This is a genomic window from Embleya sp. NPDC056575 (genome assembly GCF_042793325.1).
Lineage (GTDB): Bacteria > Actinomycetota > Actinomycetes > Streptomycetales > Streptomycetaceae > Embleya.
Genome location: NZ_JBHTVA010000019.1, coordinates 134,171 through 160,998, shown reverse-complemented (window position 1 = coordinate 160,998; position 26,828 = coordinate 134,171). Strand labels below are relative to the sequence as shown.

The 26,828-nt window shown below is 70.4% G+C and carries 22 protein-coding genes and 2 pseudogenes; 11 read left to right on the top strand and 13 right to left on the bottom strand.

Annotated features, from left to right (window positions below; translation table 11 throughout):
- Positions 1-72: 72 nt before the first annotated feature.
- Positions 73-363 carry a hypothetical protein gene (locus ACFRCG_RS17740; RefSeq protein WP_380032476.1) on the bottom strand — a complete coding sequence of 97 codons (291 nt, stop codon included), beginning with the start codon at positions 361-363 and terminating at the stop codon, positions 73-75.
- A gap of 237 nt (positions 364-600) precedes the next feature.
- Between ACFRCG_RS17740 and ACFRCG_RS17735 the strand changes: the two genes are divergently transcribed.
- From ACFRCG_RS17735 to ACFRCG_RS17725, 3 genes are all read left to right on the top strand, one after another.
- On the top strand, positions 601-2,799 hold the full coding sequence (locus ACFRCG_RS17735; RefSeq protein WP_380032475.1) for an MMPL family transporter: 2,199 nt from the start codon (positions 601-603) through the stop codon (positions 2,797-2,799).
- 774 nt (positions 2,800-3,573) lie between these two features.
- Entirely contained in the window at positions 3,574-4,773 is a 1,200-nt protein-coding gene (locus ACFRCG_RS17730) for a transposase (protein WP_380032473.1), read from the top strand.
- Entirely contained in the window at positions 4,683-5,189 is a 507-nt protein-coding gene (locus tag ACFRCG_RS17725; RefSeq protein ID WP_380032472.1) for a transposase, read from the top strand. The genes ACFRCG_RS17730 and ACFRCG_RS17725 overlap by 91 nt, the downstream gene beginning before the upstream one ends.
- Positions 5,190-5,942: 753 nt before the next feature.
- Here the strand turns inward: ACFRCG_RS17725 and ACFRCG_RS17720 are convergent.
- Both ACFRCG_RS17720 and ACFRCG_RS17715 read right to left on the bottom strand, forming a co-directional pair.
- A pseudogene (locus ACFRCG_RS17720) lies at positions 5,943-6,440 on the bottom strand (transposase); the annotation flags it as partial.
- Between the two features lie 36 nt (positions 6,441-6,476).
- Positions 6,477-7,001, bottom strand: a complete 525-nt coding sequence (locus ACFRCG_RS17715) for a hypothetical protein (protein ID WP_380032470.1) — start codon at positions 6,999-7,001, stop codon at positions 6,477-6,479.
- A 205-nt stretch (positions 7,002-7,206) separates the two neighbouring features.
- On the opposite strand from ACFRCG_RS17715, the gene ACFRCG_RS17710 reads away from it, so the two are divergent.
- Positions 7,207-7,539 (top strand): hypothetical protein, encoded by a 333-nt coding sequence (locus tag ACFRCG_RS17710; RefSeq protein ID WP_380032468.1) that lies wholly within the window; start codon positions 7,207-7,209, stop codon positions 7,537-7,539.
- 46 nt (positions 7,540-7,585) lie between these two features.
- Here the strand turns inward: ACFRCG_RS17710 and ACFRCG_RS17705 are convergent.
- A pseudogene (locus ACFRCG_RS17705) lies at positions 7,586-7,790 on the bottom strand (hypothetical protein); the annotation flags it as partial.
- 892 nt (positions 7,791-8,682) lie between these two features.
- On the bottom strand, positions 8,683-8,841 hold the full coding sequence (locus ACFRCG_RS17700) for a hypothetical protein (protein ID WP_380032466.1): 159 nt from the start codon (positions 8,839-8,841) through the stop codon (positions 8,683-8,685).
- A 502-nt stretch (positions 8,842-9,343) separates the two neighbouring features.
- Between ACFRCG_RS17700 and ACFRCG_RS17695 the strand changes: the two genes are divergently transcribed.
- Positions 9,344-11,440, top strand: a complete 2,097-nt coding sequence (locus ACFRCG_RS17695; protein WP_380032465.1) for an MDR family MFS transporter — start codon at positions 9,344-9,346, stop codon at positions 11,438-11,440.
- A gap of 269 nt (positions 11,441-11,709) precedes the next feature.
- Here ACFRCG_RS17695 and ACFRCG_RS17690 read toward each other — a convergent pair whose 3' ends face one another.
- The 3 genes from ACFRCG_RS17690 to ACFRCG_RS17680 all read right to left on the bottom strand — a co-directional run bounded on the left by ACFRCG_RS17690 (position 11,710) and on the right by ACFRCG_RS17680 (position 14,936).
- A complete protein-coding gene (locus ACFRCG_RS17690) occupies positions 11,710-12,651 on the bottom strand; it encodes an N-acetylglucosamine kinase (RefSeq protein WP_380032463.1) in 942 nt (313 codons plus the stop codon).
- A 68-nt stretch (positions 12,652-12,719) separates the two neighbouring features.
- Complete coding sequence (locus ACFRCG_RS17685) at positions 12,720-13,727, bottom strand: Gfo/Idh/MocA family protein (protein ID WP_380032462.1); 1,008 nt, start codon at positions 13,725-13,727, stop codon at positions 12,720-12,722.
- Positions 13,728-13,817: 90 nt separating this feature from the next.
- Complete coding sequence (locus ACFRCG_RS17680; protein WP_380032461.1) at positions 13,818-14,936, bottom strand: Gfo/Idh/MocA family protein; 1,119 nt, start codon at positions 14,934-14,936, stop codon at positions 13,818-13,820.
- Between the two features lie 264 nt (positions 14,937-15,200).
- Here ACFRCG_RS17680 and ACFRCG_RS17675 point away from each other — a divergent pair, with 264 nt between their 5' ends.
- From ACFRCG_RS17675 to ACFRCG_RS17650, 6 genes are all read left to right on the top strand, one after another.
- A complete protein-coding gene (locus ACFRCG_RS17675; protein WP_380032459.1) occupies positions 15,201-16,415 on the top strand; it encodes an ROK family protein in 1,215 nt (404 codons plus the stop codon).
- Between the two features lie 253 nt (positions 16,416-16,668).
- Positions 16,669-18,024 carry an extracellular solute-binding protein gene (locus ACFRCG_RS17670; RefSeq protein WP_380032458.1) on the top strand — a complete coding sequence of 452 codons (1,356 nt, stop codon included), beginning with the start codon at positions 16,669-16,671 and terminating at the stop codon, positions 18,022-18,024.
- A 137-nt stretch (positions 18,025-18,161) separates the two neighbouring features.
- On the top strand, positions 18,162-19,049 hold the full coding sequence (locus ACFRCG_RS17665) for a carbohydrate ABC transporter permease (RefSeq protein ID WP_126638274.1): 888 nt from the start codon (positions 18,162-18,164) through the stop codon (positions 19,047-19,049).
- A 6-nt stretch (positions 19,050-19,055) separates the two neighbouring features.
- Positions 19,056-19,883: a carbohydrate ABC transporter permease gene (locus ACFRCG_RS17660; RefSeq protein WP_126638144.1), complete on the top strand. Its 828-nt coding sequence runs from the start codon at positions 19,056-19,058 to the stop codon at positions 19,881-19,883.
- Between the two features lie 77 nt (positions 19,884-19,960).
- Entirely contained in the window at positions 19,961-21,274 is a 1,314-nt protein-coding gene (locus tag ACFRCG_RS17655) for a Gfo/Idh/MocA family protein (protein ID WP_380032456.1), read from the top strand.
- Positions 21,271-22,296, top strand: coding sequence for an SIS domain-containing protein (locus ACFRCG_RS17650; RefSeq protein ID WP_380032454.1), 1,026 nt, complete (start codon positions 21,271-21,273; stop codon positions 22,294-22,296). Before ACFRCG_RS17655 ends, ACFRCG_RS17650 begins: the two co-directional genes overlap by 4 nt.
- Before the next feature lie 121 nt (positions 22,297-22,417).
- Here the strand turns inward: ACFRCG_RS17650 and ACFRCG_RS17645 are convergent, their stop codons facing one another.
- From ACFRCG_RS17645 to ACFRCG_RS17625, 5 genes are read right to left on the bottom strand one after another with little or no spacing between them, the layout of a single operon-like run.
- Positions 22,418-22,999 (bottom strand): SDR family oxidoreductase, encoded by a 582-nt coding sequence (locus ACFRCG_RS17645; RefSeq protein ID WP_380032452.1) that lies wholly within the window; start codon positions 22,997-22,999, stop codon positions 22,418-22,420.
- Positions 22,999-23,718 carry an SDR family NAD(P)-dependent oxidoreductase gene (locus ACFRCG_RS17640; RefSeq protein WP_380032450.1) on the bottom strand — a complete coding sequence of 240 codons (720 nt, stop codon included), beginning with the start codon at positions 23,716-23,718 and terminating at the stop codon, positions 22,999-23,001. Before ACFRCG_RS17640 ends, ACFRCG_RS17645 begins: the two co-directional genes overlap by 1 nt.
- A complete protein-coding gene (locus ACFRCG_RS17635) occupies positions 23,715-24,491 on the bottom strand; it encodes a creatininase (RefSeq protein WP_380032448.1) in 777 nt (258 codons plus the stop codon). The genes ACFRCG_RS17640 and ACFRCG_RS17635 overlap by 4 nt, the downstream gene beginning before the upstream one ends.
- Positions 24,488-25,384: an NAD-dependent epimerase/dehydratase family protein gene (locus ACFRCG_RS17630; RefSeq protein ID WP_380032447.1), complete on the bottom strand. Its 897-nt coding sequence runs from the start codon at positions 25,382-25,384 to the stop codon at positions 24,488-24,490. The genes ACFRCG_RS17635 and ACFRCG_RS17630 overlap by 4 nt, the downstream gene beginning before the upstream one ends.
- The gene (locus ACFRCG_RS17625) at positions 25,381-26,820 is read right to left on the bottom strand and encodes an APC family permease (protein ID WP_380032445.1); all 1,440 of its coding nucleotides are present in this window, start codon (positions 26,818-26,820) and stop codon (positions 25,381-25,383) included. The genes ACFRCG_RS17630 and ACFRCG_RS17625 overlap by 4 nt, the downstream gene beginning before the upstream one ends.
- Positions 26,821-26,828: the final 8 nt, after the last annotated feature.

Below are 26,828 nucleotides of genomic sequence, written 5' to 3'. Positions count from 1 at the left end.
GGCGGGCTTGGTCGATCCGCCTATCCAAAACCGACTACCGCGGCGGGGGCGGGGCCCCGCCCGCCGCCGCGTTCACGTATCCCGGGCGCGCACACGCTGCTCGGCATCCCGCTGCGGACGTGCGTGATCGACTTGCGAGCGGATCAGGGTTGTCAACAACGCGGCGGGATCACCACCCGGCCCTGTCATGCGGCGGGTGAGCGTGACCACCTGAGATGCAAGGACCGTGATCACATCCGCACTCCCCTCGGGCCCGCGCGCCAGGACCAGAGCACGTGTCGCGTCATCGAGCCGGTCGAGTGTGGGATCGCCGCCCAAAGCGATGCCGAGCAGGTCGACCGGGATGTGACGGACGACCGCCACGGCATCGCCGACGGACTCGTCGACCCCGAAGTCGATGCCCGACCGGTTCCTCGGTGTGGCGGGGCCTCGGGTGGTTGGGGTTGTCGGCGCGTCGGCGGGGTTTTGTTGTATCGAAGAGGACAAAATGGGGCGGGATTATTGGTTTTTGTATGTCCTTGGGTGTTTTTGTGGTCGCGGTCGTCGTGTGGTGCTTCGTGTGCCGGTTGCGGCCTGTCGGTAGGTGTGGAGGGAAGCGGCTTGTCCACCTATCTGTTCCGGCTGGGGAAATGGGCGTTTCGGCGTCGGCGGTGGGTCGTGGGTTTCTGGCTCGCCGTCGCGGTGGCCGCCATCGTCCTGGCCATGGTCAGCGGTGGCCAGACCAACGACAGCTTCACCATCCCGGGTACCGAGTCGCAGCGGACGACGGACCTGTTGGAGCAGAAGTTGCCGGCGCTCGGCGGCGCGCAGACCCAGGTGGTGTTCGCCGTGAAGAGCCCGGCCAAGGTCACCGACCAGGGCCCTCGCGCCGGGATCGAGGCGGCCGTCGCGCAATTGCGGACCGTGCCGCAAGTGGCCTCCGTGTCGGACCCGTTCACCGATCAGGGGGTCGCGCCGGACCAGCAGGTCGCGTTGGGCTGGGTGCAGTACACGGCGCAGCCGGCGGACGTCGAGGATTCCACCCTGGACAAACTCGAGGATGCCGTGGCGCCGGCCAAGCAGGCCGGTGTCCAGGTCGAGTACTCGGGCAGTGTGTATCCGGGCTGGCGGATCACCCCCTCCGAACTGCCCGAGCTGATCGGTCTGGCGATCGCGCTGATCATCCTGCTGATCACCTTCGGCGCGGTGGTCGCCGCCGGCGTGCCGATCGTCAACGCGATCATCGGCGTGGTGATCGCCCTGATGGGGGTGACCGCGCTCGCGTCGGTGGTGGACATCGCGTCGGCGTCCACGACGGTGGCACTGATGCTCGGTCTGTCCTGCGGGATCGACTACGGGCTGTTCATCCTGTTCCGGCACCGCAACAACCTGATCGCCGGCATGACGCCGGAGGAGTCCGCGTCGCTGGCCCTGGGCACCGCCGGGAGTTCGGTGGTCTTCGCCGGGCTCACCGTGATCATCGCCCTGTGCGGGCTGGCCGTCGTGGGCATCCCGTTCCTGACCCTGATGGGACTGTGCGCGGCGGCGGCGGTGTCGGTCGCGCTGCTGATCGCGCTCACCCTGCTGCCGGCGATCCTGGGCTTCGCCGGTCCCAAGGTCGCCAAGTTCATCGACACCCGGTTGCGGCCCGGGCACCACGAGGAGGTCGCGCGGATCACGGCGACCGAGCCGGCCCGGACGTTCGGCGCGACCTGGGCGCGCTTCGTGGTGCGTTTCCGGATCCCGGTCCTGGTCCTCGGCGTCGGCCTGTTGCTCGTGCTGGCGATCCCTGCGGCGAGCATGGACCTGGGGCTGCCCAGCGCCGCGTCGCAGCCCGAGTCCTCCACCCAGCGCAAGGCGTACGACCTGACCGCGGAGAGCTTCGGTCCCGGCTTCAACGGGCCCCTCCTGGTGGTCGCCGACGGACCCGTCGACCAGAGCGGCGTGCAGGCGTTGGTGAACGCGCTGCGGCAACAACCGGACGTCGCGGCGGCGGGTCCGCTCGCCGTGAACAACGAGGTGGCCGTGGTGCGGGTGATCCCGACCACCGGACCCAACTCCGACACCACCGCGGACCTGGTGCACCACATCCGGGACAACCGCGCGGCGATCGAGAACGGCGTCGGCGCGCCGATCCTGGTCGGCGGCAGCACCGCCTCCAACATCGACGTGTCCACGAAACTCTCCGACGCGCTGCCGGTGTTCCTGCTGGTGGTGGTCGGGCTGGCCTTCGTGCTGCTGACCTTCGCGTTTCGGACCATCCTGGTGCCGATCAAGTCGATCCTCGGCTTCCTGCTGTCGATCGGCGCGGCCTTCGGCGCGGAGGTCGCGATGTTCCAGTGGGGCTGGGGCAAGGACATCTTCGACATCACCCCCACCGAGACGATCAGCTTCCTGCCGATCCTGATGCTCGCGATCATCTTCGGCCTGTCCAGCGACTACGAGGTGTTCGTCGTCTCGCGGATCAAGGAGGACTACACCACCACGGGCGATGCCCGAGGCGCGGTCGCGCGCGGCACCGGGTTGTCGGCGCGGGTGGTGACGGCGGCGGCGCTGATCATGTTCTCGATCTTCGTGGCGTTCATGTTCACCGACGACCCGACCATCAAGGTGATCGGCTTCAGCTTCGCGGTCGGTGTCTTCCTGGACGCCTTCGTGGTCCGGCTCACCCTGGTCCCGGCGACGATGGCGATCGTCCGGGCCAAACTCTGGTACCACCCGCAGTGGTTCGCGAAATACGTCCCCGACCCGGACATCGAGGGCAAACGCCTGGAGGAACGGCTGGCCGGCCCGGCGCCGACGGGCGGCGCGGGGCACTGATCCGGGTCGAAATCGGGGCGTCGGCGTGGCCCTCGGGGGGGGCGGGGCCGGGGGCCGGGACGAGGATGCCGGTGCACCCGAGGAGGTCGAGCGGTGGACCGGGTTGCCGTACCTGTACACGGGGCCGGTGTCCCACCGCCGTTCGATTCGGCCGAACCGGCGTTTCGCGGCCGAGGGATGGGAGTCCGGTCCGGCGTTGTCGACGGCGAAGTCGAGATCGCCGTACGTATCGGCCGCGCGCTCCACGGCCGTGCGTGAGACTTCCGCAAACTGATACTTGCGGCATGCGCCAATAGGCAAGAACCATGCGCGGAATGACTGATCCGGGTGCCATTGCTCTCGACATCCTGGATTCCTCGGCGGAATCGGCCGCGGGCGGGAATAGAGCCCACAAACGGGAAACATCATCGCCACGGGATCCGTTTCATGTCCCTCGAAGGTAGGCAGCCTGACGCTCGTAGTCGACGTCACCAGGGACGGCTGGCGGGTCGGTTCGACCGAGAAGAGCGGCAGCAACATCTCCCACCTGTCGGATACCGCCCTTGCCACCAACCGGTCCGGTTCGCAGAACTGGTGCACCGAGGTGACCGCTTACTGGTCTGGGGGGAACGTGCTGACCGGCCCGCCGTATTGCAAGAACTGGTGACCGCCCGCACGTGAAGTTGCCCGCGGTCTTGGCCCAGCCTGTGCTGGGCCCACCCCCCCCGGGTGCCGGGGGGGGGGGTTGGGTAGTAATTGGGGGGGGGGGGGGTTTTGAGGCCGGGCCGCGGGGTTGTGCGGGGGGGTCACGTGCCTCCCCGCCCCGCTTTATTCAAACACTTGCCCCCCCCCCCCTGTTTTTGTCCCCGGGGCGTTGGCCCCCCCGTGGGGGGGCCCAAGACCGCAGGATGCCGTTCGTTCGGTGAGCTTGACTCTGTCGGGGGTCTTGGTGTTTCCCGGCGCGCGAGCGTGATCGGTGGGCATGATCGGGGCTGTTTTGAAGGCCGATCGGTTACCGAGGTGTCCGTTGTCGCTCCTTCCCCGTTCCGGTGGGCAAGTCCCTTCTTTGACTGTGCAGATCCCCCGGGCGAGCAATCCGGCCGGGACGACGGCGATGTGGGCCGGAGACCGGCTGGACGGGCTGTGGAGCGACGAGGACTTCGCGGGCTGGTCTCCGCGCGACGGGCGTCCCGGGCTCTCGCCTGCCGACTCGCCACCGTCTGTGTGCTGCAGTTCCTGCTGGGCCTGTCGGACCGGCAAGCGGCAGAAGTGGTCCGCTGCCGCGTCGATTTCACATATGCCCTGTCCATGGAGCTGGACGACCCCGGCTTCCACCACAGCGTGCCGGCCGACTTCCGCGAGCGCATCGCTCAGGGCGACCGCGCCGACCAACTCCTCGACCTCGCGCTCGCGCGCCTGAAGAATGCCGGACTGGTACGCGAGCGCACCACGCAACGAACCGACTCCACTCGCGTCCTGGCCGCGGTGCGTGAGCTGACCCGGCTGGAACTGGTCACCGAGGCCGTCCGTGCCGCGCTGGAAGACGTCGCCCGCGCCGCTACGGTCGTCCGGTCCGCCTGGGCGAGAACCCCACCCGGCCCAAGACCGGAATCCTCGCTGCCGGCGACGACGCCCACCAGCTGTTGGAACGCGTCCACCGCCACGGACCGGGCTACCGACCCGGCCCGCAGGCCGAGGCCCTGCGGCGGATCGTCCCGCAGAACCACTACCGCAACGCGGCAGGGCGCCTGCGCCGGCGCACTGTCGCCTTCCTCCTCGGCGCTCGTCTCGGCCCTACGACACCACCGCACGCTACGTCCGCCGCGGGCACATCATCCGTTGGAAGGGATTCGCCGCGCATGTCACCGAGACATGCGCCTCCGACACCGTCAACGTGATCACGGATGTGGCCACCACCTCGGCGGCAACCAACGATGCGCGGGCCCTGCCCGGCATTCACACCCGCCCGGCGCGTCGCAGCCTGTCGCCCGATGAGCACCTGGTCGACGGCGGCTACACCTCCGTGGTCCACCTGGAACGGGCGATGCGCGAATACCGGGTCACCGTCAGCGGGCCGGCACGGCCCCTACCCGACCTCCTCGCCCACCGCGGCACCCCTGATCGTGGCGCGGTTCACCAAGAGTCGGTGCCGCCCCTGCCCGGCCCGCACCCGCTGTACCACCACCGCCGACAGCGCCCGGACCGTGGGCTTTCCCCCACGAGAACTCCGCGACCTGCAACTCCGCGTCCGTGCCGAGCAGCAGACACCCGAATGGGAGACCCGCTACGCGGTCCGCTCCGAAGTCGAGGGCACCATCGACGAGTTCGCCCACGGGCACGGAATGCGCCACTGCCGCTATCGAGGACAGCCGAAACCCACCTGCAACACGTACTCACGGCCAGCGCCGTGAACATCGAACGACTCAGCGGCATGCCACCGGCCGAGGAACCCCGATCACCACGACCGCCGACCGCCTTCCAATACGTCCTGGACCAACATGAGATCCCCCGATCGAAGTCTTGGCGAACCCTCGGCACCTGATCTCGACCGAACCAAGATCACCGACAGAGTCGGGCTCACCCCACCCAGGTCCACCTACCGGTTCGGCGACGCCGACCAACCCTTCGCGCAGGACTCCGGCCCACCCGGGGGTCTCCGTTGCCTGTTCGAGCGTTCGTACGACCTCCTGTTTCGTTCGGTTGCGCAGCGAACCGTGGCCGCGGCGACCGTCGCGATCTCGTCGCTCAGGGCGAACAACTGCGGCGCGTCGGCCCGATACAGGGCCGGCACGTTCTTGTCGAGGATGCCCAGGCACAGCGTCAGCGCCGCGGCTGATGACGGCCGTGACGACAATCCGTGAACACGCGGCCCGGGGTGGAATGGGGATGTAGTCGATATCCCATACCAGTCTGCGCCATTTGACGTTGCACACAGGCGCCCTGACCTACGGTGATCCCGGCTGAGGGGGTCCGATCCAAATCGGACCCCTGATTGCGCCCCCGATCGCGGGGGCCATTGCCGCAGCTCTTGGTCGGCGCGGCAGTCACCGTGCGTGGTCGAAGCAGGCCCCCGATCGAGCGTCGGCACGGGGCCGGCGTCGACATGTTCTGCGCTGGGGCGCCACCGGGGCGACGGCGCCCCCGGCTCTGGGAAACCCCGAGTGGAACGACTGCCGGCAGCGGTCGACGTCGGCGTCGGTAGCGTCGGTCTTGGACCGCAACAGCCAGATCGGCTCGGCCTCTCAGCCGCTGGGCAGCCGGTCGACTCGGAGCCGGACGATGGTCCCGGAGATCATCGGCAGCTCGCCGTCGAACCCTTGCCACGCGCTGCGTCGGGTCAGCCGGGGGTGGAGCCGATCCCACGCGGTGGCGACAGCGGTCCCGTAACGTGTGGTCTCGGTCGTTGTCACGGCCTGCGGATCGCCCCAGGTTTCGGGTTGCCCGAAGACGAACTCGCCGCCGTGCTTGGGCGGTCGCCCACCCGGCGGGTCGTAGACCCTGGGCGGGGTCGGGCAACGCAGTACCCGATCGGAGCGCATCCGGCCGAGCACCTCGACCGGCAGATCGCGCAGCAGGTATGCGATCCGCGGCACGTCGTAGCCGGCGTCGAAGGCGACCAGGACATCCGGGTCGCCCGGCTGCCACCGGTCCACGTCCGTCAGCGGTGATTCCCCGGCACGGTCCCGCGAGGGACCGACTCACGCCACCTGGTACTTGACCACCGCGTCGCCCGCGTTCGCGGCCGCGGTGAAGAATGTCCCGAGACGGACGAGCCTTTCGCACAACGACTCCTTCAAGGCGTCGTCCCACGGCACGAGGAGGTCCGACGGCGAATCCACGTCCTCGGCGAGCACGGGTTCCACAACCCGAACCCGTTCCGCGACGTCGACGTCGCGCAGGAATCGCGCAGCCTCGCGAACGTCCGAAGGCTCAAGCACCCATACCTCGGTACCGAGGAACCCGAATTCCGGGTGGACCTCTCCCTCCGTACGCACATCGCCTCCGTAGACGGGCAGTTGACAGGCCCCCTCTGCTCTCCCGCCGAACGTCAGCACGGCGTGCATGAGGTCGCCGAGGCGCTCGACCCCCATCACCATTCCCGCGCATCCAAGGGGGCCGAACTCCGGATCGAACCAGTACGGCACCATCGCGCCCAGCTCCTGCGGAGACCTGGTGGCCACCGTCTCGCCGGAGAGTCGCCGCCAGAAGAGATCCACACCCACCGTGACTCCTCGCCACTACCAACCATGGGCACCCGAAGCCCGGTCGGCAACAACGTAGGACGCGCCTCGGACATCACCTGCCGTATTGGTTGAACGACAAGGTGAGTACCTGTGTTTGAACCCCTTTTCGGTAACCCGGTCAATCGCCGGCGGCACTGTCCCTGCTCATGGAGCAGGGTGCCGAATCTGGCAGGCTGGTCGATTGATGGACAGCGATGGCGGTCATGCGGTGGCGGGCTGGATCTGGAACGCGAACGTCCGACCCTTCCTGGTGCTTTTGGCGCACTACGCCGGATGCGACTTCGATGGCACCGACTGGCAGGCCGTGGAGAGCGGCCTTGAGGCCGGCGATGATGAGTACCCGGATCGCTGGTACAGCTACCCGCTCGTCGGTTCGGAGCATCATGTCGAGGTGTACCTCGCCCAGGCAGTGGGCGGCGATGAGGTTTCCGTCCGGGTCACAGGGATTTCCGACGGCGAACTGCTGGTGAGAGCGGACACTTTGATTGCGGCCTTCGCCGCCGGCTCCGTGGCGTGACACGGTTGCCGACGGCGGGACGCCGGCTGCCGCGGTCGCGGGCGGTCTACTCGGCGGAGCCGGATGGACCGCCCCGGGGTCGGGCGCCGGTGATGAGGTCGAGGGTGGACTCGACCGAGTTGAGTTGAGCGCTGATGCGCCGGACCCACTACCCACTTGTCCTTTGGGAACAAGGCGGCGTGCGGGGCGACGGTCCCCGTGATCAACCGGCGGATCTCGGTGAGTTTCTCGCGCACCGCGGCGTGCTCGTATAGTCCGGCGCCGAAGTACGGATCGACCTGCTGTAGCCAGGGCACCTCGTGCCATCAGGTGGCCGAGTTCGAGTGTGACGAGCTCGTCCAGGACGGCGCGCAGGTTCTCGGGGGCGGGCTCGTCGACCGGGCACAGCCATCCCAGGGCGGCGACGATCCCGACCTCGGCGGGGCGTTCGGGGTCCGACCAGCACGCGTGGGTGAACCCGGCGGCGTCCTTGACGGACCGAAGCCGGCTCTTCCTCGCGTCCCGATGTCGCGATCTCCTCGAGTTCGCGACCGGCGATCCTCCGGCGTCCCGCCCTGCGGATCCCAGCGTCCACTGTTCGTCGGCGGGCGTGTCGGCGGACCTTCTCCGCCTCGGTGGTGGTGATCGTCGGCTTCATGGGCCGGTGAAGTAGGCACGTCACCGGCCAACGCGGCGGGTGCCGCGGCTCGCCGTCGACTGAGGCGGCCGTGCTGCGCCGAGCGCGGCGGTCAAGTTCGCCTCGGCGCCGCAGCGGATTCGGGCAGCGCGCGAGCCGGGGGTCCGCGTACGCCAGGCACGTCGACGCCGGACCTCGCCTGGCGAGGACGGCGTAATCCGCCTCGCCGACGGGAGGGCGCGGAGTGTTGTCCTCACCGTCGTCGGGTCGTTGGGCCCGCAGGAGGGCGTGGGCGCCGTGTCGTGAGACGGGGCCGGAGGGGGATCGGGCCGTCGCACCACGGGCGGACCGCGCTGCACCGGTCTCGGGTCGCCAGTTCCTCGGGGGTCCACTCGGATGCCTCGGGGGTGAGGCGTAGCCGCTCAGCCGCTGTGGCGCGGTTGCGGTGGAGGAGCCGCACGTCGTCGGTCGCGGGGCTACCGGGCGCCACGCGGCTTCCGTGTGCCCGAACCGGCGGGGATCTCGGATCAGTTGCCGAGGTTGAGCGTCCCGGTGTTCCCCAGGGTATTGGTGACGTAGACGTTGGCGAACGCCTTCTCGGTCGCTCCGCTCACCCGTTCGACGTGGGCGCTCATCGTGACGCCCACCGGAACGGTGCTCTTGTCGTTCTTGTAGACGGGTGTCACCTGGTAGAAGACCGCTTCGTCCGCAGGTGCGCATGCTGGGCGTGCCCGTGTTCAGGCCGGACTGCCGGCAAGGGACGAGGTTGTACCGTGTGAGCGCATCGTTGCCTCGTCCACCGAGGATTCTCGGCAGGCGTGACATGGGCTTGCACACAGGGTGCGGCGGGGTTCGGGACATGGCCGTCGTTCAGGACGTACGTGTCCCATTCGCCGTTGCCGAGGTTGGGGATCACCTCGGCGCACTGCGCGCCTGCGGCACCGCCCTCTTTCGCCTCGCCGAAGGGGAAGTCACCGCAGATATCGGCAGTGACGAGCTTCGGCTGAGCCTTGAACCCGCCGCACGTGCCGGCGGTGCGGGCAGAGATCGGCGCGGGCGCCCGATCGGAGCGGCGGCGCGGGTATCGGAGGTGGCAGCCACCGCAGTCGTCCAGGCGGTGGACGGCACGACGAACTCAGCGGCGTGTCCGCGAGTGGAACATTGGCTACAGAATGTGATTATTCGGTCATGTCTGCCTCGATCTTGTCGGATGAGCCCGCCGCGGTGCCGACAGGCGAGCCCTCGTTGCTGGATCCCCGCCGGCGCAACATCATCTTCGTGGCGATCGCTGCGGGCATGCTGCTGGCGGCCCTGGACCAGACGATCGTCGGCGCTGCGTTGCCCACCATCGTCGCGGACCTCGGCGGCGGCACGCACATGTCGTGGGTCGTCACCTCGTACATGCTCGCGTCCACTATCTCGACCATACTCGTCGGCAAGTTCGGCGACCTGTTCGGCCGCAAGATCGTCTTCACGGCGTCCGTCGTGGTCTTCATCGGCGGATCATTCTTCAGCGGGCTTTCCCAGAGCATGATCATGCTGATCCTGTTCCGCGGCGTGCAGGGCATCGGCGGCGGCGGTCTCCAGGTGACCGCCATGGCCCTGATCGCCGATGTGATCCCGCTGCGTGACCGGGGCAGGTACCAAGGCGCCCTCGGCGGCGTGTTCGGCGCGGCCACCGTACTCGGGCCGCTCCTCGGCGGCTTCTTCACGGACCATTGGTCGTGGCGGTGGTGCTTCTACGTCAACGTTCCCATCGCTGTGGTCGTCGTCCTGCTCGCCGTGCGGTACGTGCCCTCGCTCGGCGCCGGCGGGCGTCGGAAGGTGGACTATCTCGGCATTGCCCTCGTGGCCGTCGGGTCGTCGGCGCTGATCCTCGCCACGAGTTGGGGCGGCAACGAGTACGCCTGGACCTCGCCCACGATCATCGGCCTGTTCGCGGGCGGGGCCGCCGCTCTCGCGCTGTTCTGCCGGGTCGAGACCAGGGCCGCCGAGCCGATGCTGCCGATGTACCTGTTCCGGAACTCGGTCTTCGCGGTCTGCTCGGTGCTGTCGTTCGTCGTCGGCTTCGCGATGCTCGGAGCGATGACGTATCTGCCGTCCTACATGCAGTACGTGGACGGGGAGTCCGCCACGTTCTCGGGCGTGCGGACACTGCCCATGGTCGCCGGCCTGTTGGTCACCTCCACGTACAGCGGCAACGTCGTCGGCAGGACCGGCAAGTACCGGCGGTTCCCGATCGTGGGCTCGCTCGTGACCGCGCTCGGCCTCTACCTGCTCTCCCTCATGCATCGCGGCACCAGCCCATGGCTGGACTCGCTCTACCTCCTGGTCCTCGGGGCCGGACTCGGCCTGAGCATGCAGGTGCTCACGATCGCGGTGCAAAACACCGTCGCCTACAAGGACTTGGGCACCGCCACCTCGGGTGTGACGTTCATGCGCACGCTCGGCAGTTCGTTCGGCGCCGCGGTATTCGGCACGATCTACGCCAACAAGCTCGGCCCCGCACTGGAGTCGGCAGTCGCGCGGGCAACCGCGACCGGAGCCGCGACACCGCAGGAGCTGGCCCCGGCCGTCGGCGATCCGGCCTCGCTGCACCGGCTGCCGACGGTCACCGCCACCCCGATCATCGACGCCTACGCGTCCGTCATGGATACGGTCTTCCGCTGGACGGTGCCGGTCGTACTCGTCGGCTTCGCCGTGTCGCTGTTCCTCAAGGAAGTACCCCTGCGAGATACGGCGCGGGCGGGCTCGCGCGATGTGGACGGCGGACTGGGCACGCCGACCACCGACGAATCCCTCGCGGTGCTGGAACGCGCGGTGTCCGTCCTGCTCAAGGGCATCACCCAAAGCTCTGCCCGTCAGGTGCTGGAACGCTCCGGCACCCGCGTTCCACCGGCTGCGGCCTGGGCGCTGATGCAGACGGACCTCTATATCGGCGTGCTCGGCGTGGCGCGGCTCACCACCATCGCGGAGCAGCGCAGAATGCCGGACGAAGTCCTTCGCCCCGCCTTCGACAGTGCTGTGCATGGCGGATACCTCACGGAGGAAAGCGGCGTCTACACGCCGACAGAGCGCGGAGGTGTCGAGGTGCGGAAAGTCCAGGAGGCCGCGCTCGAGTGGCTCGCCGAGCACGTCGAACGCGTCGAAGGCCGGCCCGGCACGCTCGACGTTCGCCGTGCTCTCGACTCCATCGCGCGGCGTCTGCTCACCGAGGACCTCGCGGCGGGGATGGCGACCGCAGGCGGCGCCGAGCAAACCCTGGCTGTGGTGGGCGGCCGATAGCCACTCGGGTCCGGGCGGCGCCGGCCCTCCGGACGGCTGGGCCGTCTCCGTCCGGCCCGCGCGGCAAGGAGTGTGGTGTGCCGGAACACGAACGCGAACACGAACGACGCGGCGGAAGTCCCGGGGATGTCCGGGTACCGACTGCCGGCGCTGCGCGGTGATAGCGGTGGGCGCGTGCGTCGATGGCGATGGCGTCGACGGTCCGGACGAATCCGCTCCGGTCGACGTCGCGCGCCGCGCGCCGCACGCCCTGTGCGGTCGCCGAGGCGTCATCGTCGGCCGGGGGCGGGGTATTGAGGGGTGGTCGTCCGGGTCGGGGTGTCGGGCGGCTCCGGGGGTGCTGCCAGGCGTACCGCTCCCGCCACCGGCTCCCCGGTGTACACCGTCAGCGGTAGTCCGAACCGCTCCCGGAGTCGATCCCGGAGTGCCTGGGCCAGCGGGGGACGGCCGACGATCACGCTTCCCCCGGCGACCACGCGCGTGATGTCGGCTCCGCGCGTGACCAGGTGCCCGACGAGGGTGGTCAGGTCGTCCGCGCCGGTGAGCACGGCGGTGCGGGCGGCGGGTGAGCCCGCGTCCGCCGCGTCGAAGACCGTGGGGGCCCAGCGGGCCCAGGAGCGGGGTGGGGTGCTCTGCATCGTGCCCACGACGTCGCGCAGCGAACGGGCGCCCGTGTGCGCGAGCAGTGCCGGCAGCAGCGGGTCGTCGGTGTGCGCGCGGTCGTGGGCCCGGGTGAGCGCGCCGACCGCGTCGCGTACCGTCCCCCACGCCGATCCCGGGTCGCCGACCAGCCAGCCCCAGCCGCCCGCGTACAACGATCCGCCAAAGGTGTCGCGGGCAACGGCGATCGAGCCGGTGCCGACGACGAGCCCGGCGGCCGGGCCGCCGGCCGGCACCGCCGCCTCGAGCAAAAAGGCGTCGTTGACCACCCGGACCGGGACGGCGAGTTCGGCCTCCATCGCGGTGCGCAGTTCGGCGCACTCGGTGTCCGAGTCGCAGCCGTGTGCGCCGATCCCGACCGCGATCGGTGGACTGCGGGTGAGCGCGCGGATCGACGCGCCGAGTGCGACGGCCTTGCCCCGACTGTCGAGATTGGTCCAGTCGCCCGCCGGGTGGGTGACGTCTTCGAGCGTGTCGCCCTGCAAGGTGGCGAGGCGCAGCCGGGTCTTGGTCCCGCCCGCGTCGACGCCGACGATGTACTGAGTTTCCACGTGTGCCGGCACTCCCGTGCGTATGCGTCGTGACGACCGGCCGGGTGTCGGCGCGGTCTTCGAGGAGGTCAGCGGGCGCCGCGGGCCGCGTCGTAGAACGCGAGGCAGGTGGCGAGCGTCTGTCGGGCGGTGCGGACGGTCGAGCCGGGGGCGACTGCGTCGTTGACGGCGGCGAGCAGCGCGTCGAGGGTGTCGGAGGGGTCCGGGGGCAACGTTTCGACGGTCCACGCGCCGCCCTCCTCGGCCACGCCCAGGGTTCCGGTGGCGGTGGAGTGGAACACGGCGCCGCGCGAGCCGACGATGTGCGCGCGGGTCGACGACGCGCCGGCGGGGCTGATCCAGGTGTCCTCCACGGTGACCACGGCGCCGCTTTCCAGGGTGAGGACGGCGTGTCCGTAGTCCTCCAGGGGCAGTTCGCGGTGGACGAGGTTGGCCGTGGTGCCGGTGATCGCGGCGACCGGTGAGCGGAACAGCGCGGTGATGCGGTCGATCTGGTAGACGGCGTGGTCGATCCAGGCGCCGCCGGCGGTGCGTGCGGGGTCCGCCCACCATCCGGGTTCGCCGGCTCCGGGCCAGGCGGCGGGCAGTGTGCTGTGCATGGCGAAGGTGCCGGCGCGGAGTTCGCCGAGTCGTCCGGAGTCCACGAGGCCGGACAGGCGTCGGGCCAGGGGGGAGGTGTGGCGGGATTCGCTGGGTACGAAGACGATGCCGGCGCGTTCGACCTCCTCGACCACGCGGTCGGCGTCGGCGAGGTTGGTGGCGAGGGGTTTGACGGACACGATGTGTTTGCCGGCGCGGGCCGCGGCCACGACGAGGTCGGGGTTGCGGTCGACGCTGGTGAAGCAGGCGATCGCGTCGATCTCGGCGTCTTCGAGGATGAACGCCGGGTCGGTGGAGGTGCGTTCGCAGCCGGTGAGACCCGCGACGTGGGCGACGCGGTCGGGGTCGCGGTCGACGAGGGCGCGCAGTCGTACGCCGGGTTCGGCCGCGACGCGGCGGGCGAAGGGGATGGCCGCGTACCAGTGGTCGAGACCGATGACGCCGATCCGCAGCGGGGCGGGGGTGGCCGTGGGCATGGTGATGCTTCCTTCGGGCTGGGTGGGACGTGGGCTCGGGGTGTCACGAAACGGCGTCGCGGGCGGACGCCGGGCGGGAGGGCGTCGCCGTCAGGAGGCGTACGGCGGCCGGAACGTCGTGGTCAGGTCCACGAACCGCCGTTCGCGCGCCGAAACCGTCACCGCCGTCATGATCTCCAGTGCGTGGCGCGCGTGTTCGGCGGTCAGGACGGGCGTGGCCCCGTCGAGTACGACGTCGGCGAGGTGGCCGACGAGCAGGGCTCGGCCGTAGGTGTGGCGCAGGGTGTCGCGGGCGAGCGGCTCGGTGGGTTGCACCCAGCCGTCCACTCCCGGGGCGATGCCGGTGCGGTACAGCTCCAGGTCGGGGCCGTCGGGGCGAAGCACGCTCAGCACCCCTTGGCGGCCGAAGATCTCCAGCTTGGGGCTGCGGGAGGCGTGCACGTTGAAGGTGCCGTCGACCACGGCGTAGGCGGAGTCGCCGAAGTCGAGCATGAACAGGCAGTTGTCCGCGGCGGTCACCGACATCTCCAGGCCCTCGAAGGGTCCGCCGCGGACGGTGCGCACGGCGTCGGTGACGCCGGCGAACGCGGCGACCCGCAGGGCCGGTCCCAGGATGCCGGTGATCTGGTGGATGCCGTACACGCCCATGTCGAGCAGTGGGCCGGAGCCTTCGCGGTAGAACCAGCTCGGATCGGACTGCCAGCCGTGCGGGCCGCCGCCGGGTCCGGCGTGTGAGCTGCGGACCCGGGCGAAGGCGACGCGGCCGATGGCGCCGTCGCGCACGAGTGTCGCGGCGCGCGCGTAGGGCTCGTGGAGCAGGTCGGGTGGGGCGCACACGAGGGCCAGGTCCTGTTCGTGGGCCATCGCGATGAGTTCGTCGGCCTCGGCGAGGGTGGCGGCGAGCGGCTTCTCGACGGCGAGGTGTTTGCCCCGGGCGAGGATCAGGCGGGAGGTCTCGGCGTGTACCGGGATCGGGGTGAGGTTGACGACGGCGTCGAGGTCGGTGTCGTCGAGCATCGCCTCCAGCGATCCGTGCGCGACCGGGACGCCGAAGCGGGTGGCCGTGGCGCGGGCCAGGGCGAGGTCGGGGTCGGCTATCGCGACCACCTCCACCCGCCCCGCGTAGTGGTGGATGTTGGGCAGTACGCCGTAGGGGGCGGTGGCGATGCCGCCGCTGCCGAGGATCCCCACCCGCAGGACGTTGGCCATCCCGACCTCACTTCCATAACCGGAAACTTTCTTTCGGGATACTAGCCCTCGATCCGCCGCCGCACCAGAGAGTTGCCGTTTCGATCCGAACGAGCGGGCCGAATGGGGCATTGCACCCCCGATCGATAACGAATGAGTCACGGCTTGCTCGGCCTATTTCTTGAAAGAAACTTCCTGATACATTCCTGGCGTCATCAACCCGGGATCAACTCGGGGTCAACCCGGGAGCCACACCGGATCCACCCGGGAGTCGAGGAGGAGCCCATGGCCGTCAAGGGAACCCCGTCGTGGCTCGGCGATCAGAACGCCGCGACGGCCATGCGGCTCCTGCTCGACCACGGGCCGCTGAGCCGCAACGGCGTCGGCGAACTCAGCGGACTGTCCCGTCCGACCGCCACCCAGATGGTCGGCCGCCTCGCGGACAAGGGCCTGATCGAGGTGGTCGGCGAGGAGTCCATCGGCCGAGGCCCCAGCGCCGCGCTCTACGGCGTGCGCGACGACCTCGCCTACGGAATCGCCGTCAACGTCGACCAGCAGGCCGTACGGTCCGTGCTGGTCGACATCAAGGGCACCGAGTATCCGATCGCCCACGAGGCGGTCGCCGCGCTGCCCCCCGAACGCGGCGCGGCGCGCGACGTGGCCCGCGCCGTCCTGGCGGCCGGCCGGGCCGCGGGCGTGGGCCTGTCCGCGATCCGCCACGTCTGCGTGGGCGTACCCAGCAGCGTCGACCCCCGCTCCGACGAACTCAGTTCGGTACAGGGGTTGCCCGGATGGTCGCGCCGAAGCATCCGGCGACAACTGGAGCAGGCGCTGGGCTGCGAGGTACACGTCGACAACGACGTCAACCTCGCGGCCGTGGCCGAACGCCGCGCCGCCGGCCTCGCCCCCGAGGACACCTTCGCGTTGTTGTGGATCGGATACGGCATCGGCCTCGCGGTCGACGTCGCGGGCACCGTCCTGCGCGGCGCCTCCGGCGGAGCGGGCGAGATCGGCAACCTGCCGGTCCCACGCGGCGTGTTCGACCCGGAGACCGAGGCCGACGACCTCGAAGGGCTCCTCGGCGCCCAGGCCCTCGACCGCATCGGCCGCGAGGCCGGCGCGGGCGGGCACACGTTCGAACGGGTGCTCGCCGGCGAACCGTTGCCCGAAAGGGTGCTGGAGATCTACGCCCCCCGGCTGGCACAGAGCGTCATCCCGGTGCTCGGCGTGATCGACCCCAGCCTGGTGATCCTCGGCGGCCCGGTCGGCCGGGCCGGCGGATCCCGACTGGCCGAACTGACCCGACGGGCGATCCGCGATCACACCCGGTGGGACCCCACGGTGCATGTCACCCGGGTCTCGGACGACGCCGTGCTCGGCGGCGCCCGGCACACCCTGCACGACCGGGTCCGCGAGACGTTGCTCGCCCGTGCCGTCGGCTCGGACGAGGACGAGAACCGCGCGCACGTCATCGCGGCCAAGCCGCGCGACCTCGGCTGACCCCACACCGCCGGCCGCACCCGCGCGCGGCCGGCCCCACGACACCGGTCGACCCCACGTCGTCGACCGCGCACATCACCATCACGGCCGACGCCACGCCGTCGACCGCACCCCACGGTCGCCTCACCCGCCACCGGCCGTCCCCGCCCCGCCGACGCCTCGGGCATCCCGCCGTCGCCGCGCCGCGGGACCGGCATCCCCACGGAGGACCCGCACCACGACACGTCGTGCTCTCCCACAGGAAGGCTTCGCGATGACATCGGCGAATCCCATCCCACCCCCACGACCCCTGCGCCGCGCCGGCGCGCTGCTCATCGCGCTCGCGGCCGGCGCCACACTCGCCCTCTCCGGTTGCGCCGTCGCCGAGGACGGTCCGGTCGCCGCCGCGGCGCCGACCCACCTGTCCGGCACCGTGCAACTGTGGCACCACTACAACGGCCGCGAGGCCAAGGTCGTCGCGTCGATCGTCGACGACTTCGAAAAGCGCCACCCGGACGTCAGGGTCCGCGTGCACGCCGGACAACAGGACACCAAGATCACCCAGGTGGTCTCCTCCGGCGGCGACGTCGACGTGATGCTCACCAACGTCAACGCCACGCTCGGCACCGCCTGCAAGACCATGTCGGACCTCGCGCCCTACATGCGCCGGGACGGCGTCCCCGACGACGCCTTCCAGGGCATCTTCGCCCAGGCCACCGCGTTCGAAGGGCGCCGCTGCTCGCTGCCGACCACGTCCGACGTCTACGGCCTGTACTACAACACACGACTGCTGGCCGAGGCCGGCTACACCACCCCGCCGCGCACCCTCCGCGAACTGGAGGACATGGCGCTGAAACTCACCACCTACAAGAGCGACGGGTCGATCGGGACCCTCGGCTTCAACCCGCTGATCGGCTTCCAACAAAACACCTCCGCCACCCTCGGCGGAACCGCCGGGGTGACCTGGACCAAGGACGGCGACTCCGCCGTCGCCGACTCTCCGCAATGGGCCGAACTCATCGCCTGGCAGCACGACTTCGTCCGCAAGATCGGCTACGACAAGCTCAAGACCTTCACCGCCGGCCTCGGTGACGAGTGGTCGGCGAACAACCCCTTCCAGAACGGGCGCGTCGCGATGACCCTGGACGGCGAGTGGCGTGTCGCGTTCATCGAGGAACAGGCCCCCCACCTCGAGTACGGCACCGCCCCCTTCCCCGTCCTCGCCGGCAGCGGACAGGAGTACGGCGGCGGATTCGTCTCCGCCGCGGACATCGGCGTGGCCAAACGCTCCGGCAACAAGGAGGCGGCCTGGGCGCTGGTGAAGTACATGACCACGGACACCGACGCCGCGGTCAAGCTCGCCAACGGCCTCAAGAACATCCCCACCCTCAAGAGCGCCGTCGCCTCGCCCGCCCTCCAGGCGTCACCGCAGTACCGGACCTTCATCGAGGCGTCCGCCCACCCGGCCGGCAACACCAGCCCGGTCACCGAGATCGGCTCCACCCTCACCGCCACCATGGACGACTTCTGGACCGACTACCAACGGGGCTCCGGCGGAAACCTGAGACGCCGACTGGAGAAGGTCGACACCGACATCGACAACGCGCTCGGCCTGCGGCGGGCGAAGTGACCATGCCCGACGCGAACCCGATCGCGACCGTCCCGCGTGCCCGAGCCGCGGCCCACCACACCCCGAACACCCCCGAGGCACACACGAAACGGGCCGGCCGGCGCCGCACACTGCGCTCGCGGTTGTCCATCGGATCGATGGTGATCCTGCCCCTGATCGGCCTGGTGGCGTTCTTCCTGTATCCGCTGTGCGCCAACCTCTACTACTCGTTCACCAACTACGACCTGGTGGGCTCGCCGAAGTGGATCGGCCTGCGCAACTACGACTACCTGTTCACCCAGGACCCCCGCGTGGGCGGCGCCGCCCGCAACACCCTGTGGTTCGTGGTGATCCTGGTGCCCGTACGGATGGCGTCCTCGCTGGGCATCGCGCTGCTGCTGACCCGACGCAAGCGGGCCGCCGGATTCTGGCGCACCCTCTTCTACCTGCCGGCGCTCGTCCCGCCGGTGGCCTCCGTCGTCGGCTTCGTGTTCCTGTTCAACCCCGGAACCGGGCCGATCAACACACTGCTGCGCAAGTTCGGGATCGACGGACCGTTGTGGTTCAACGACCCGTCGTTGTCCAAACCCTCGCTGCTCCTGCTCGGCGTCTGGATGATGGGCGACGTCATGGTCATCTTCCTGGCCGCGCTGCTCGACGTGCCCAAGGACCAGTACGAGGCGGCGGAACTGGACGGCGCGAGTGCCCGGCAGAAGTTCCGGTTCATCACCCTGCCGAACATCTCCCCCGTCCTGCTGTTCTCCGCCGTCACCGGCGTGATCGCCGCGCTCCAGTACTTCACCGAGGCCGCCGTCGCCTCCAGCGTCGCCAACGGCAAGACCGGCATCGACGCGGGTCCCGACCGCCTCCTCGGCTACCCCAACGACTCCCTGCTCACCTACACCCAGTGGATGTACGTCCAGGGCTTCAACAGTTTCCAACTCGGCTACGCGGCGGCCATGGCGGTCGTGCTGTTCGTGGTGGCGGCGGCCGTCATCGCGGTCCTGCTCCGCCGAGCCGGCATGTTCCAACAGAAGGGAGCGTGAGCGGTCGTGCCCACCAAGAGAGCGCTCTCCTATGTGGCCGAGCACGCGCTGCTGCTGGCCCTGGCCTTCGTCTTCCTCGTGCCCGTGGTGTTCGTGGTGCTCACGTCCTTCATGGGCGGGAACCAGACCCTCACCGGCGCGTTGTGGCCGAACCCGTTCGAATGGTCCAATTACACGAAGGCGTTCGACACCGCGCCGCTGGGTCGTTGGTTCGCCAACTCCCTGCTGTACGCGGGTACCTCGACGCTGCTCATGCTCGTCTCCTCGGTGCCGGTGGCCTACGTGCTGGCCAAGGTCAGGTTCCGCTTCTCCGGCGTCGCGTTCTTCGTGGTGATCGTCGCGATGTTGTTGCCGCCGCAGGTGACCCAGGTGCCGTTGTACGCGGTGTGGGCACACTTCCGGGTCGTCGGCACGTTCTGGCCGCTGATCCTGCCGCACCTGTTCGGCAGCGCGTTCTCCATCTTCCTGCTGCGCCAGTTCTTCCTCTCCATCCCCAAGGAGTACATCGACGCGGCCCGGATGGACGGCAACGGCGAGTGGGGCATCCTCCTGCGGATCATGGTGCCGATGGCCAAACCCGGCATCGCCGCGGCCTCGATCTTCATGTTCTTCCAGTGCTGGAACGACTACTACGGGCCGCTGCTCTACACCTCGGAGAACCCCGACAACTGGCCCATCGCCTACGGCCTCGCCTCCTTCCACGGCTCCCACAGCACGGACTGGGGCGTGATCATGGCGGTCACCACGCTGGCCACCCTCCCCGTGGTCGTCGTCTTCTTCTTCGCCCAACGCACCTTCGTGCAGGGCATCACCCTCACGGGCGTCAAGGGCTGAGCGCCCCGCACGACCCACACCCGCCCGCACGCACTCCCCCGGACACACCCGCACGCCCGAACAGGCAAGGACACCTCTTGAACGGCAAACACGACGTGAACGACAAGCACGCGCGACCGCTCGGGATCGGCATCATCGGTTCCGGCTTCATCGCCCACTTCCACGTACGCTCCTGGCAGGCGATCCGCGGCAGCGACATCGTGGCCACCCAGTCCCGCACCCTGGACCGGGCCCGCGAACTCGCCGCCTACGCCGAGGACCTGCGGGTCGGCGTGGACGTCACCGCCTACGACGACATCGCCGCCCTCGTCCGCGACGAACGGGTGGACGCGGTCTGGGTGCTCACCCCCAACCACACCCGCGTCGAGGTCGTGCGGGCCATCTGCGACGAGGTCGCCTCCGGCCGCGCCCGCCTGCGCGGCATCGCGGTCGAGAAACCGCTGGGCCGCAACATCGCCGAGGCGCGACAGGTCGCCGACCTGGTGCGCGAGGCGGGCATCCCGCACGCGTACCTGGAGAACCAGGTGTACGCGCCACGCCTGACCCGGGCCCGCGAACTGATGTGGACCCGCGGCGCGCGCCACTCGGGCACGCCGTACCTGGCCCGCTGCACCGAGGAGCACTCCGGTCCGCACTCGGCGTGGTTCTGGGACGGCGAGGCCCAGGGCGGCGGCGTGCTCAACGACCTGATGTGCCACTCGCTGGAGGCCGGTCGTTTCCTGCTCACCCCGCCGGGCGTGGCGCCGTCGCAGTGGTTGCGACCGGTATCGGTGACCGCGACGATCGCCTCGCTGCGCTGGGGGCGGGAGCGGTACGCGGCGCGCCTGGAGCGGGAGTTCCCCGGCGTGCAGGACTATCGCGACACGCCGTCGGAGGACTACGCCAACGCCACGTACACGTTCGTCAACGGCGACGACGAGCCGGTCGTCGTCGAGGCCATGACCTCCTGGGGCTATGTGGGCGCCGGCATGCGGTTGTCCTTCGAGTTGTTGGGGCCCGAGTACTCGATGAGCGCGAACTCGTTGAGCGGCGACGCGACCGTGTTCTTCTCGCGGAACCTGGAACAGGCGAGCGGCGAGGACATGGTGGAGAAGCAGAACGCCGAGCAGGGCCTGATGCCGGTGATCGCCGACGAGCCCGCCGCGTACGGCTACACGGCGGAGAACACCCACATCTCCGGGATGTTCGCCCGCGGCGAGCAACCGCTCGAATCGCTGGACAGCGGGGTCGAGGTGACCGAGTTGCTGATGGCCGCCTACTACGCGGCGGAGACGCAGACCGTGGTGCGGTTCCCGGTGGATCTCGGTGACTACGTGCCGGCGGTCGCGCGGCGCGCCTGGCGCCCCCGGTCGAAGTCGGGCACGCCGTCGGGAACGGAGGCGGGCGCGTGAGCGCGGCCCCGATGTACGGATACGGGTACGAGGAGGGACGGCGGGCCGAGGTCGCGGCGCTGCGCGAGGTGGTGGCCGCGATGCCGGGCCGGACCCACCTGTGGCCGCCGGGTCGGCCGCGGGTGTTGCTCGCGGGCATCGGCGCCAGCCACGCGGCGTTGGCCTCCCCGCTGTACGCGTTGCGCGCGGCCGGTCTGGACGTGGCCCGGACGGACTGTTCGGACCACCCCGTCGCGATCGGCGACGTGGAACTGGTGGTCGCGTTGTCGCAGAGCGGGCGCAGTCGGGAGACGGCGGATCTGGTGACCCGATTCCGTGCGGCGGGCGTGGACACGTTGGCGGTGACCAACGCCGAGACCGGTCCACTGCGCGAGGCGGCGGGTGCGGCGCTGACCCTCGGCGGTTTCCCCGACAGCCGGGTGTCCACGGTGGGTTTCGTGGTCACGTACGCGGCGCTGGGCATGCTCGCGGACGAGGCGTCGACGGGCCGGGTCGACGACGGCTGGCGGCGGTTGCCCGACCTGATCGAGGAGGCGGTGTCGGCCAACGACGCGGTGCTCGCCGACTTCGCGGCCGGCGCTTTGGCGTCGGGGTCGGTCGACGTGGTGGCCTCCGCGGCGCAGCAGACCACGGCGGAGGCGGTGGCGTTGCTGCTCCGGGAGGGCCCTTTGGTGCCGGCGACGGCGTACGGGACCCGGTCGTACCTGCACGGCCCGATGGACTCGGCCGGCGCCGACACCGCCCATCTGGTGATCGGCGACGCCCGCGAACTCGCGTTGGCCCGCCAGCTCCTGGAGAAACCGACGGCGGTACTCACGGTCACCGACGGCACGGGCGTGGTCCCCCCAGGGGCGGTATCGGTGACCGTCCCGACGGGTTTGACCGGACCCCAGCGTGCCCTCGTCGAGGTGTGCGTGCTCCAAGCCCTGGTGTCCCACACCGCGGCGGCCCGGGGCAACGCGGTCGACGAGATCGCGTTCACCCGCGAGGACACCAAGATCGCCGCACTCGCGGAACTGTGACCGTACGCGGCCGGTCCGCGTGAGGCCCCCGCGACGTGGAACGGGCCGGGCACGAGCACAAGGTGCCCGCGCCCGGCCTCGGTCGCCCCGGCCGCGTGGGCGGCGGCGGGGCATTCGCGGGCTATGCGCGGGTGCGGATGGTGCCGCCCGTGCAGGGGAGGATCTGGCCGGTCAGGGACGGGAGACGGGCGTCGCCGAGGAAGGCGACGGTCTGGGCGACGTCGTGCGGTGTCGGTTCGGCGAACCCGTCCCGGGGTGGGGCCGCGACCGCCACCGCGTTGACCGCGACGCCCACCGGGCCCAGTTCGCGGGCCAGGGTCTTGGTCAGCGCGATCGCCGCCGAACCGACCGTCGCGTCGACGGTGGCGCCCGCCTCCCCCGCCAGACCGCGCGCGTCGAGGACGAACACGATCCGTCCCCCACCCGTGGCGGCGAGGTCCCGCCCCGCCCCCTGGGCCAGGGCGAACAGCGTGGACAGCCGCCGCTCGACGGCGGCCCACCAGGTCGCCGGGTCGGTGTCCGCGAAGTCCGCGGCCGGCCCCGGCTCGGTGGTCCCGATCACGAACAGATCGGGCGCCGGCCCGTCCGCGTCGGCCGCGGGCGACGTCACCCGTCGGCCGCGCGCGCCCAGCACCTGTGTCGCGGCCCGGCCGACCTCGGTCGGCAGGCCGACGAGTACGGCGTGGTTCGAGAACGACCGCATCAGATCACCGTTCCCGCGTTGGGGGACACGACCTGCCCGGTGAGCGCGCCGCGGCCGGACAGCAGGAAGGCCGCGGTGATCGCGATTTCCTCCGGCCGGACGAGTGCGCCGGTGGGCAAAGTGGCCAGGTACGCCGGGTCGCGCCAGATCGTGCCGGCGGCCAGCATCGCGGTGTCGGTGGGGCCGGGGGCAACCGCGTTCACCCGCACCCCGGTCGACGCCAGTTCGGCGGCCAGCGCTCGGGTCAGGCCCAACAGTGCCCCCTTGGCGGTCACGTAGTGGGCGGCGTCCTCGCCACCGGTGATCGCCAGTTCGGAGGCCACCGTGACGATCGCGCCGCCGCCTCGATCCACCATGGTCGGCAGGGTGGCGCGGGTGAGGTTGTGCAGACCGCCGAGATGCACGCCGAGCATCCGCCGGAAGGCCGCGGGCGAGATCTCGGCGAGCGGGATCTCCTCGACGTAGCCCGCGGCGCTCAACACACCTGTGGGAGGCCCGAGTTCGGCGGTGACCCGGGCCACGAAGCGCGTGACGGCCGCCGGATCGGCGACGTCCACCACCGCGTCGAGGTCCGCCTCGCCCCCGGCCCGCAGGTCGCATCCGGCCACCAGCCAACCCTGTCGCCGCAGTTCGCGGACACAGGCCAGGCCGATCCCGGCCGCCGCGCCGCTGACCACGGCCACTTCGGCCGGGGTGTCACAGCCGGTACCCGTGCTCATCGCTCCACTCCCCCGGCCGCGCCGAACTCGGCCCGTACCACGGCGGCGATCGCCTCGGCGGCACCCTCGAAGATCGCCTCGCCGATCGCCGCCGAGCTGCCGTGCGCGGTGCGCAGCACGCCGGAGGGGTCGACCAGGCCCGGCCGTTCCGGCAGCACCGTGTAGGGCGGCGGGGTGATCGCGACCGTCGTCGGGCTGATCGCGTCGGCGTGTACCCGGCCCGGATCCAGGTGCATCATCAGCGACGTCTCGACGATCCCGGCGTGTTCGGCCTCCCAGCCGGGGAAGTCGCCGGCGAAGATCCGGTCCAGCGTGTCCGCGCCGATCACCTCCCACCAGTTCACCATCAACACCCGTACGTCGGCGCCGCGTTCGAGCGCCAGGTCGACTCCCTCGACGGCGGGCGCGGTGTTCTCGAAGTGGCCGTTGACCAGCACGATCCGCCGGTGTCCGTGTCTGGCGTAGTTGACCACCAGGTCGCTCACGAGCGCGCTGTGCGTGGCGGCGCTCAGCGAGACCGTGCCGGGGAACCGCTCGCCGCCGCCGCTGATCGGCCGTGATCGCGACCCGTAGGTGTACCCGGGGGCGACCAGGCCGCCGACGCGGGCGCACACGGCCTCGGCGAAACGCTCGGCGATGTGTGTGTCGGTGTCCACCGGCAGGTGCGGGCCGTGTTGTTCGATCGAGCCGAGCGGCAGGAACAGCACCTCGTGCGCCGCTCGGGCGGCGATCTCGGGGCCGGTGAGGTCGCGCAGCCGGGTCGGGTCGGTCATGGGGTCCTCCGGTGAGGGTCGTGGTGATGCCGGGTGAGGAGGTCGGTGAATCGCCCGCGTGGTTCCCAGCCGAGGGCGGCGCGCGCGCCGTCGGTGCGGACCGCGCCGGCGTGGGGGTCGCGGGTGAAGCGGTCCCGGTCGAGGTCGGCGGGCATCTCGCCCACCTCGCGGGTGTACCAGTCCAACGTCGGGTCCGGGTGGGCGCAGTCCGCCGCGGCGAGCAGGTAGGGCCCGAAGGTGGGCGTGGTGGTTTCCACGGCGGCTCGGAAGGCGCGCGCGACGTCCTCCGCCGTGACGTAGTCGTGCAGCGTGCGCGGGCCGACTCCCGTCGCCGGGTCGACGAAGGTGTGCAGGTTCTCCGGGAAGACCACCGCGCAGGGGCGCAGGCACACCACTTCCAACCCGCCCGCGTCGGCGAAGCCGCGTGCGGTCACCTCGACCATCGCCTTGCTGATGCCGTACGCGTCCACCGGCCGGCTCGGATGTGTGTCGTCCACCGGCAGTCGGGTCGGGGTCCATCCGGCGCGCAGTTCGTGCAGTCCGGTGGCCGCGACGCTGGAGCACACCACGACGCGGGTGACGTCCTGTTCGCGGGCCGCCTGGAGCACGTTCCAGCAGCCGAGGGTGTTGACCCGGACGCAGGCCCGCGGGTCGGTCGCGTGGTCGTAGTCGATCCCAGCGAGGTGGACCACCACGTCGGCGTCGGCGAACGCCGAGGCCAGGGTCGCGGGTTCGAGGATGTCGGTGCGGCGGAAGGCGACATCGGGGCCGTCCTTCCCGGGAGTGAGGTCGGCGTTCAGCACGTCGTGCGCGCCCGCGAGTTCGGTCAGTACGTACCGGCCCACCCGACCGGAACCGCCGGTGACCACGACCCGCTTGCCCTCGGCGCTCATCGGGCCGGCGCCGCGGTCGCGCCCGGACGCTCGGCCTCGGGCGAGTCGTCGTCGAGCCCGCGCCTGCGAACGAGCAGCAGGACCAGACCGCCGGCCATCCACACGACGACCACCGGCAGTGCCCACACGAACGGGCTCTCGGGCAGCGGGTCCAGTGATTCGTACGCCACCAGGATCAGCGCGGCGCTGCCGAGGAACGGAACCAGGGCGTGTTTGAGCCAGGTGAACTCGTGCCGTGCCATGGTCCGGTACATCCGCCACACCGCGACGCTGCCCATCACGTACACCACGGCGAGGGCGAAGGTGAACATCAGCCCGGTGAACGAGTAGACGTTGTACAGCCCGACGGTGCCGATCATCGCGAGCCCCACCACGACGTTGATCACCGTCTGTACCCCGATCGCCGCGGCCGGCGTTTGATGCCGGCTCAGCCGGGCGAGCGGTTCGGGCAGCGCACCGGCTCGGGCCATGCCGTACATGAACCGGGCCGAGGCGTTCATGCACGCGATGGCGCCGCCGATGATCGAGTTGAGCAGCGCCAGCAGGGCCAGAAACCACAGCGGGCCCCAGTACTTGTGCGCGAGGACGAACATCGGGATCTGCTCGGAGTCGACGAAGCCCTGGATGTCGCGAATCCCCCAGCCGGTCAGTTGCCCCCACGTGGTCAGCACGACGAACACGCCCAGGATGACGATCGAGCCGAGCACGGCCTTGGGGATGTTCCGGCGTGGGTTCGCGGTCTCCTCGCCGAGCGAGGCCGCGGCGTCCCAGCCGGTGTAGGTGTAGATGCTGAACACGAAGCCGAGGAAGAAGCCGTTGCCGGTGGGCGCTCCGCTCCCGGTGAGCCAGTTCAGGCTGGTCCCGCCGGCACCGGGCTGGATCAGGCCCCAGACGGAGAGCGCGACCATCACCACGATCTCGAACACGCCCAGCGCCACGGTCACGCCCACGGCCAGTTCGACGCCTCGGTAGGCCAGTGCGGCGACCGCCACCAGGAGCAGCATCATCGGCGCCCACCACGGCACGTCCCAGCCGTATTCGCTCAGCAGCACCCGGTGCGTCGTCGAGCCGAACAATCCGCACAACATCGCGGTGGCGACCGGGTAGAACAGCAGGTACGCCCACGCGGCGAGGAATCCCCAGCGCGGGCCGAGCAGTCGGCTGACGAAGCTGTGGTAGGTGCCCGCGGAGGTCATGTGTCGGGCGAGTTGGGCCAGCGAGTAGCCGAGCAGGTAGGACACCACGGCGGCGAGCAGCACCACCAGCGGGCTCGCCACGCCGGCGGTGCCGGCCAGGAACGGCACGGTGAAGGCGACCGTGATGGCCGGGGACATCGTGGTCACCGACTGCATGAGGGCGCCGGAGAGCCCGATGGCGTTCGCCTTCAGGCCGGGCGCGGGCGGCTGTCCCGCCGGGACTCGGTCGTCGGTTCTCATCGTCGTGC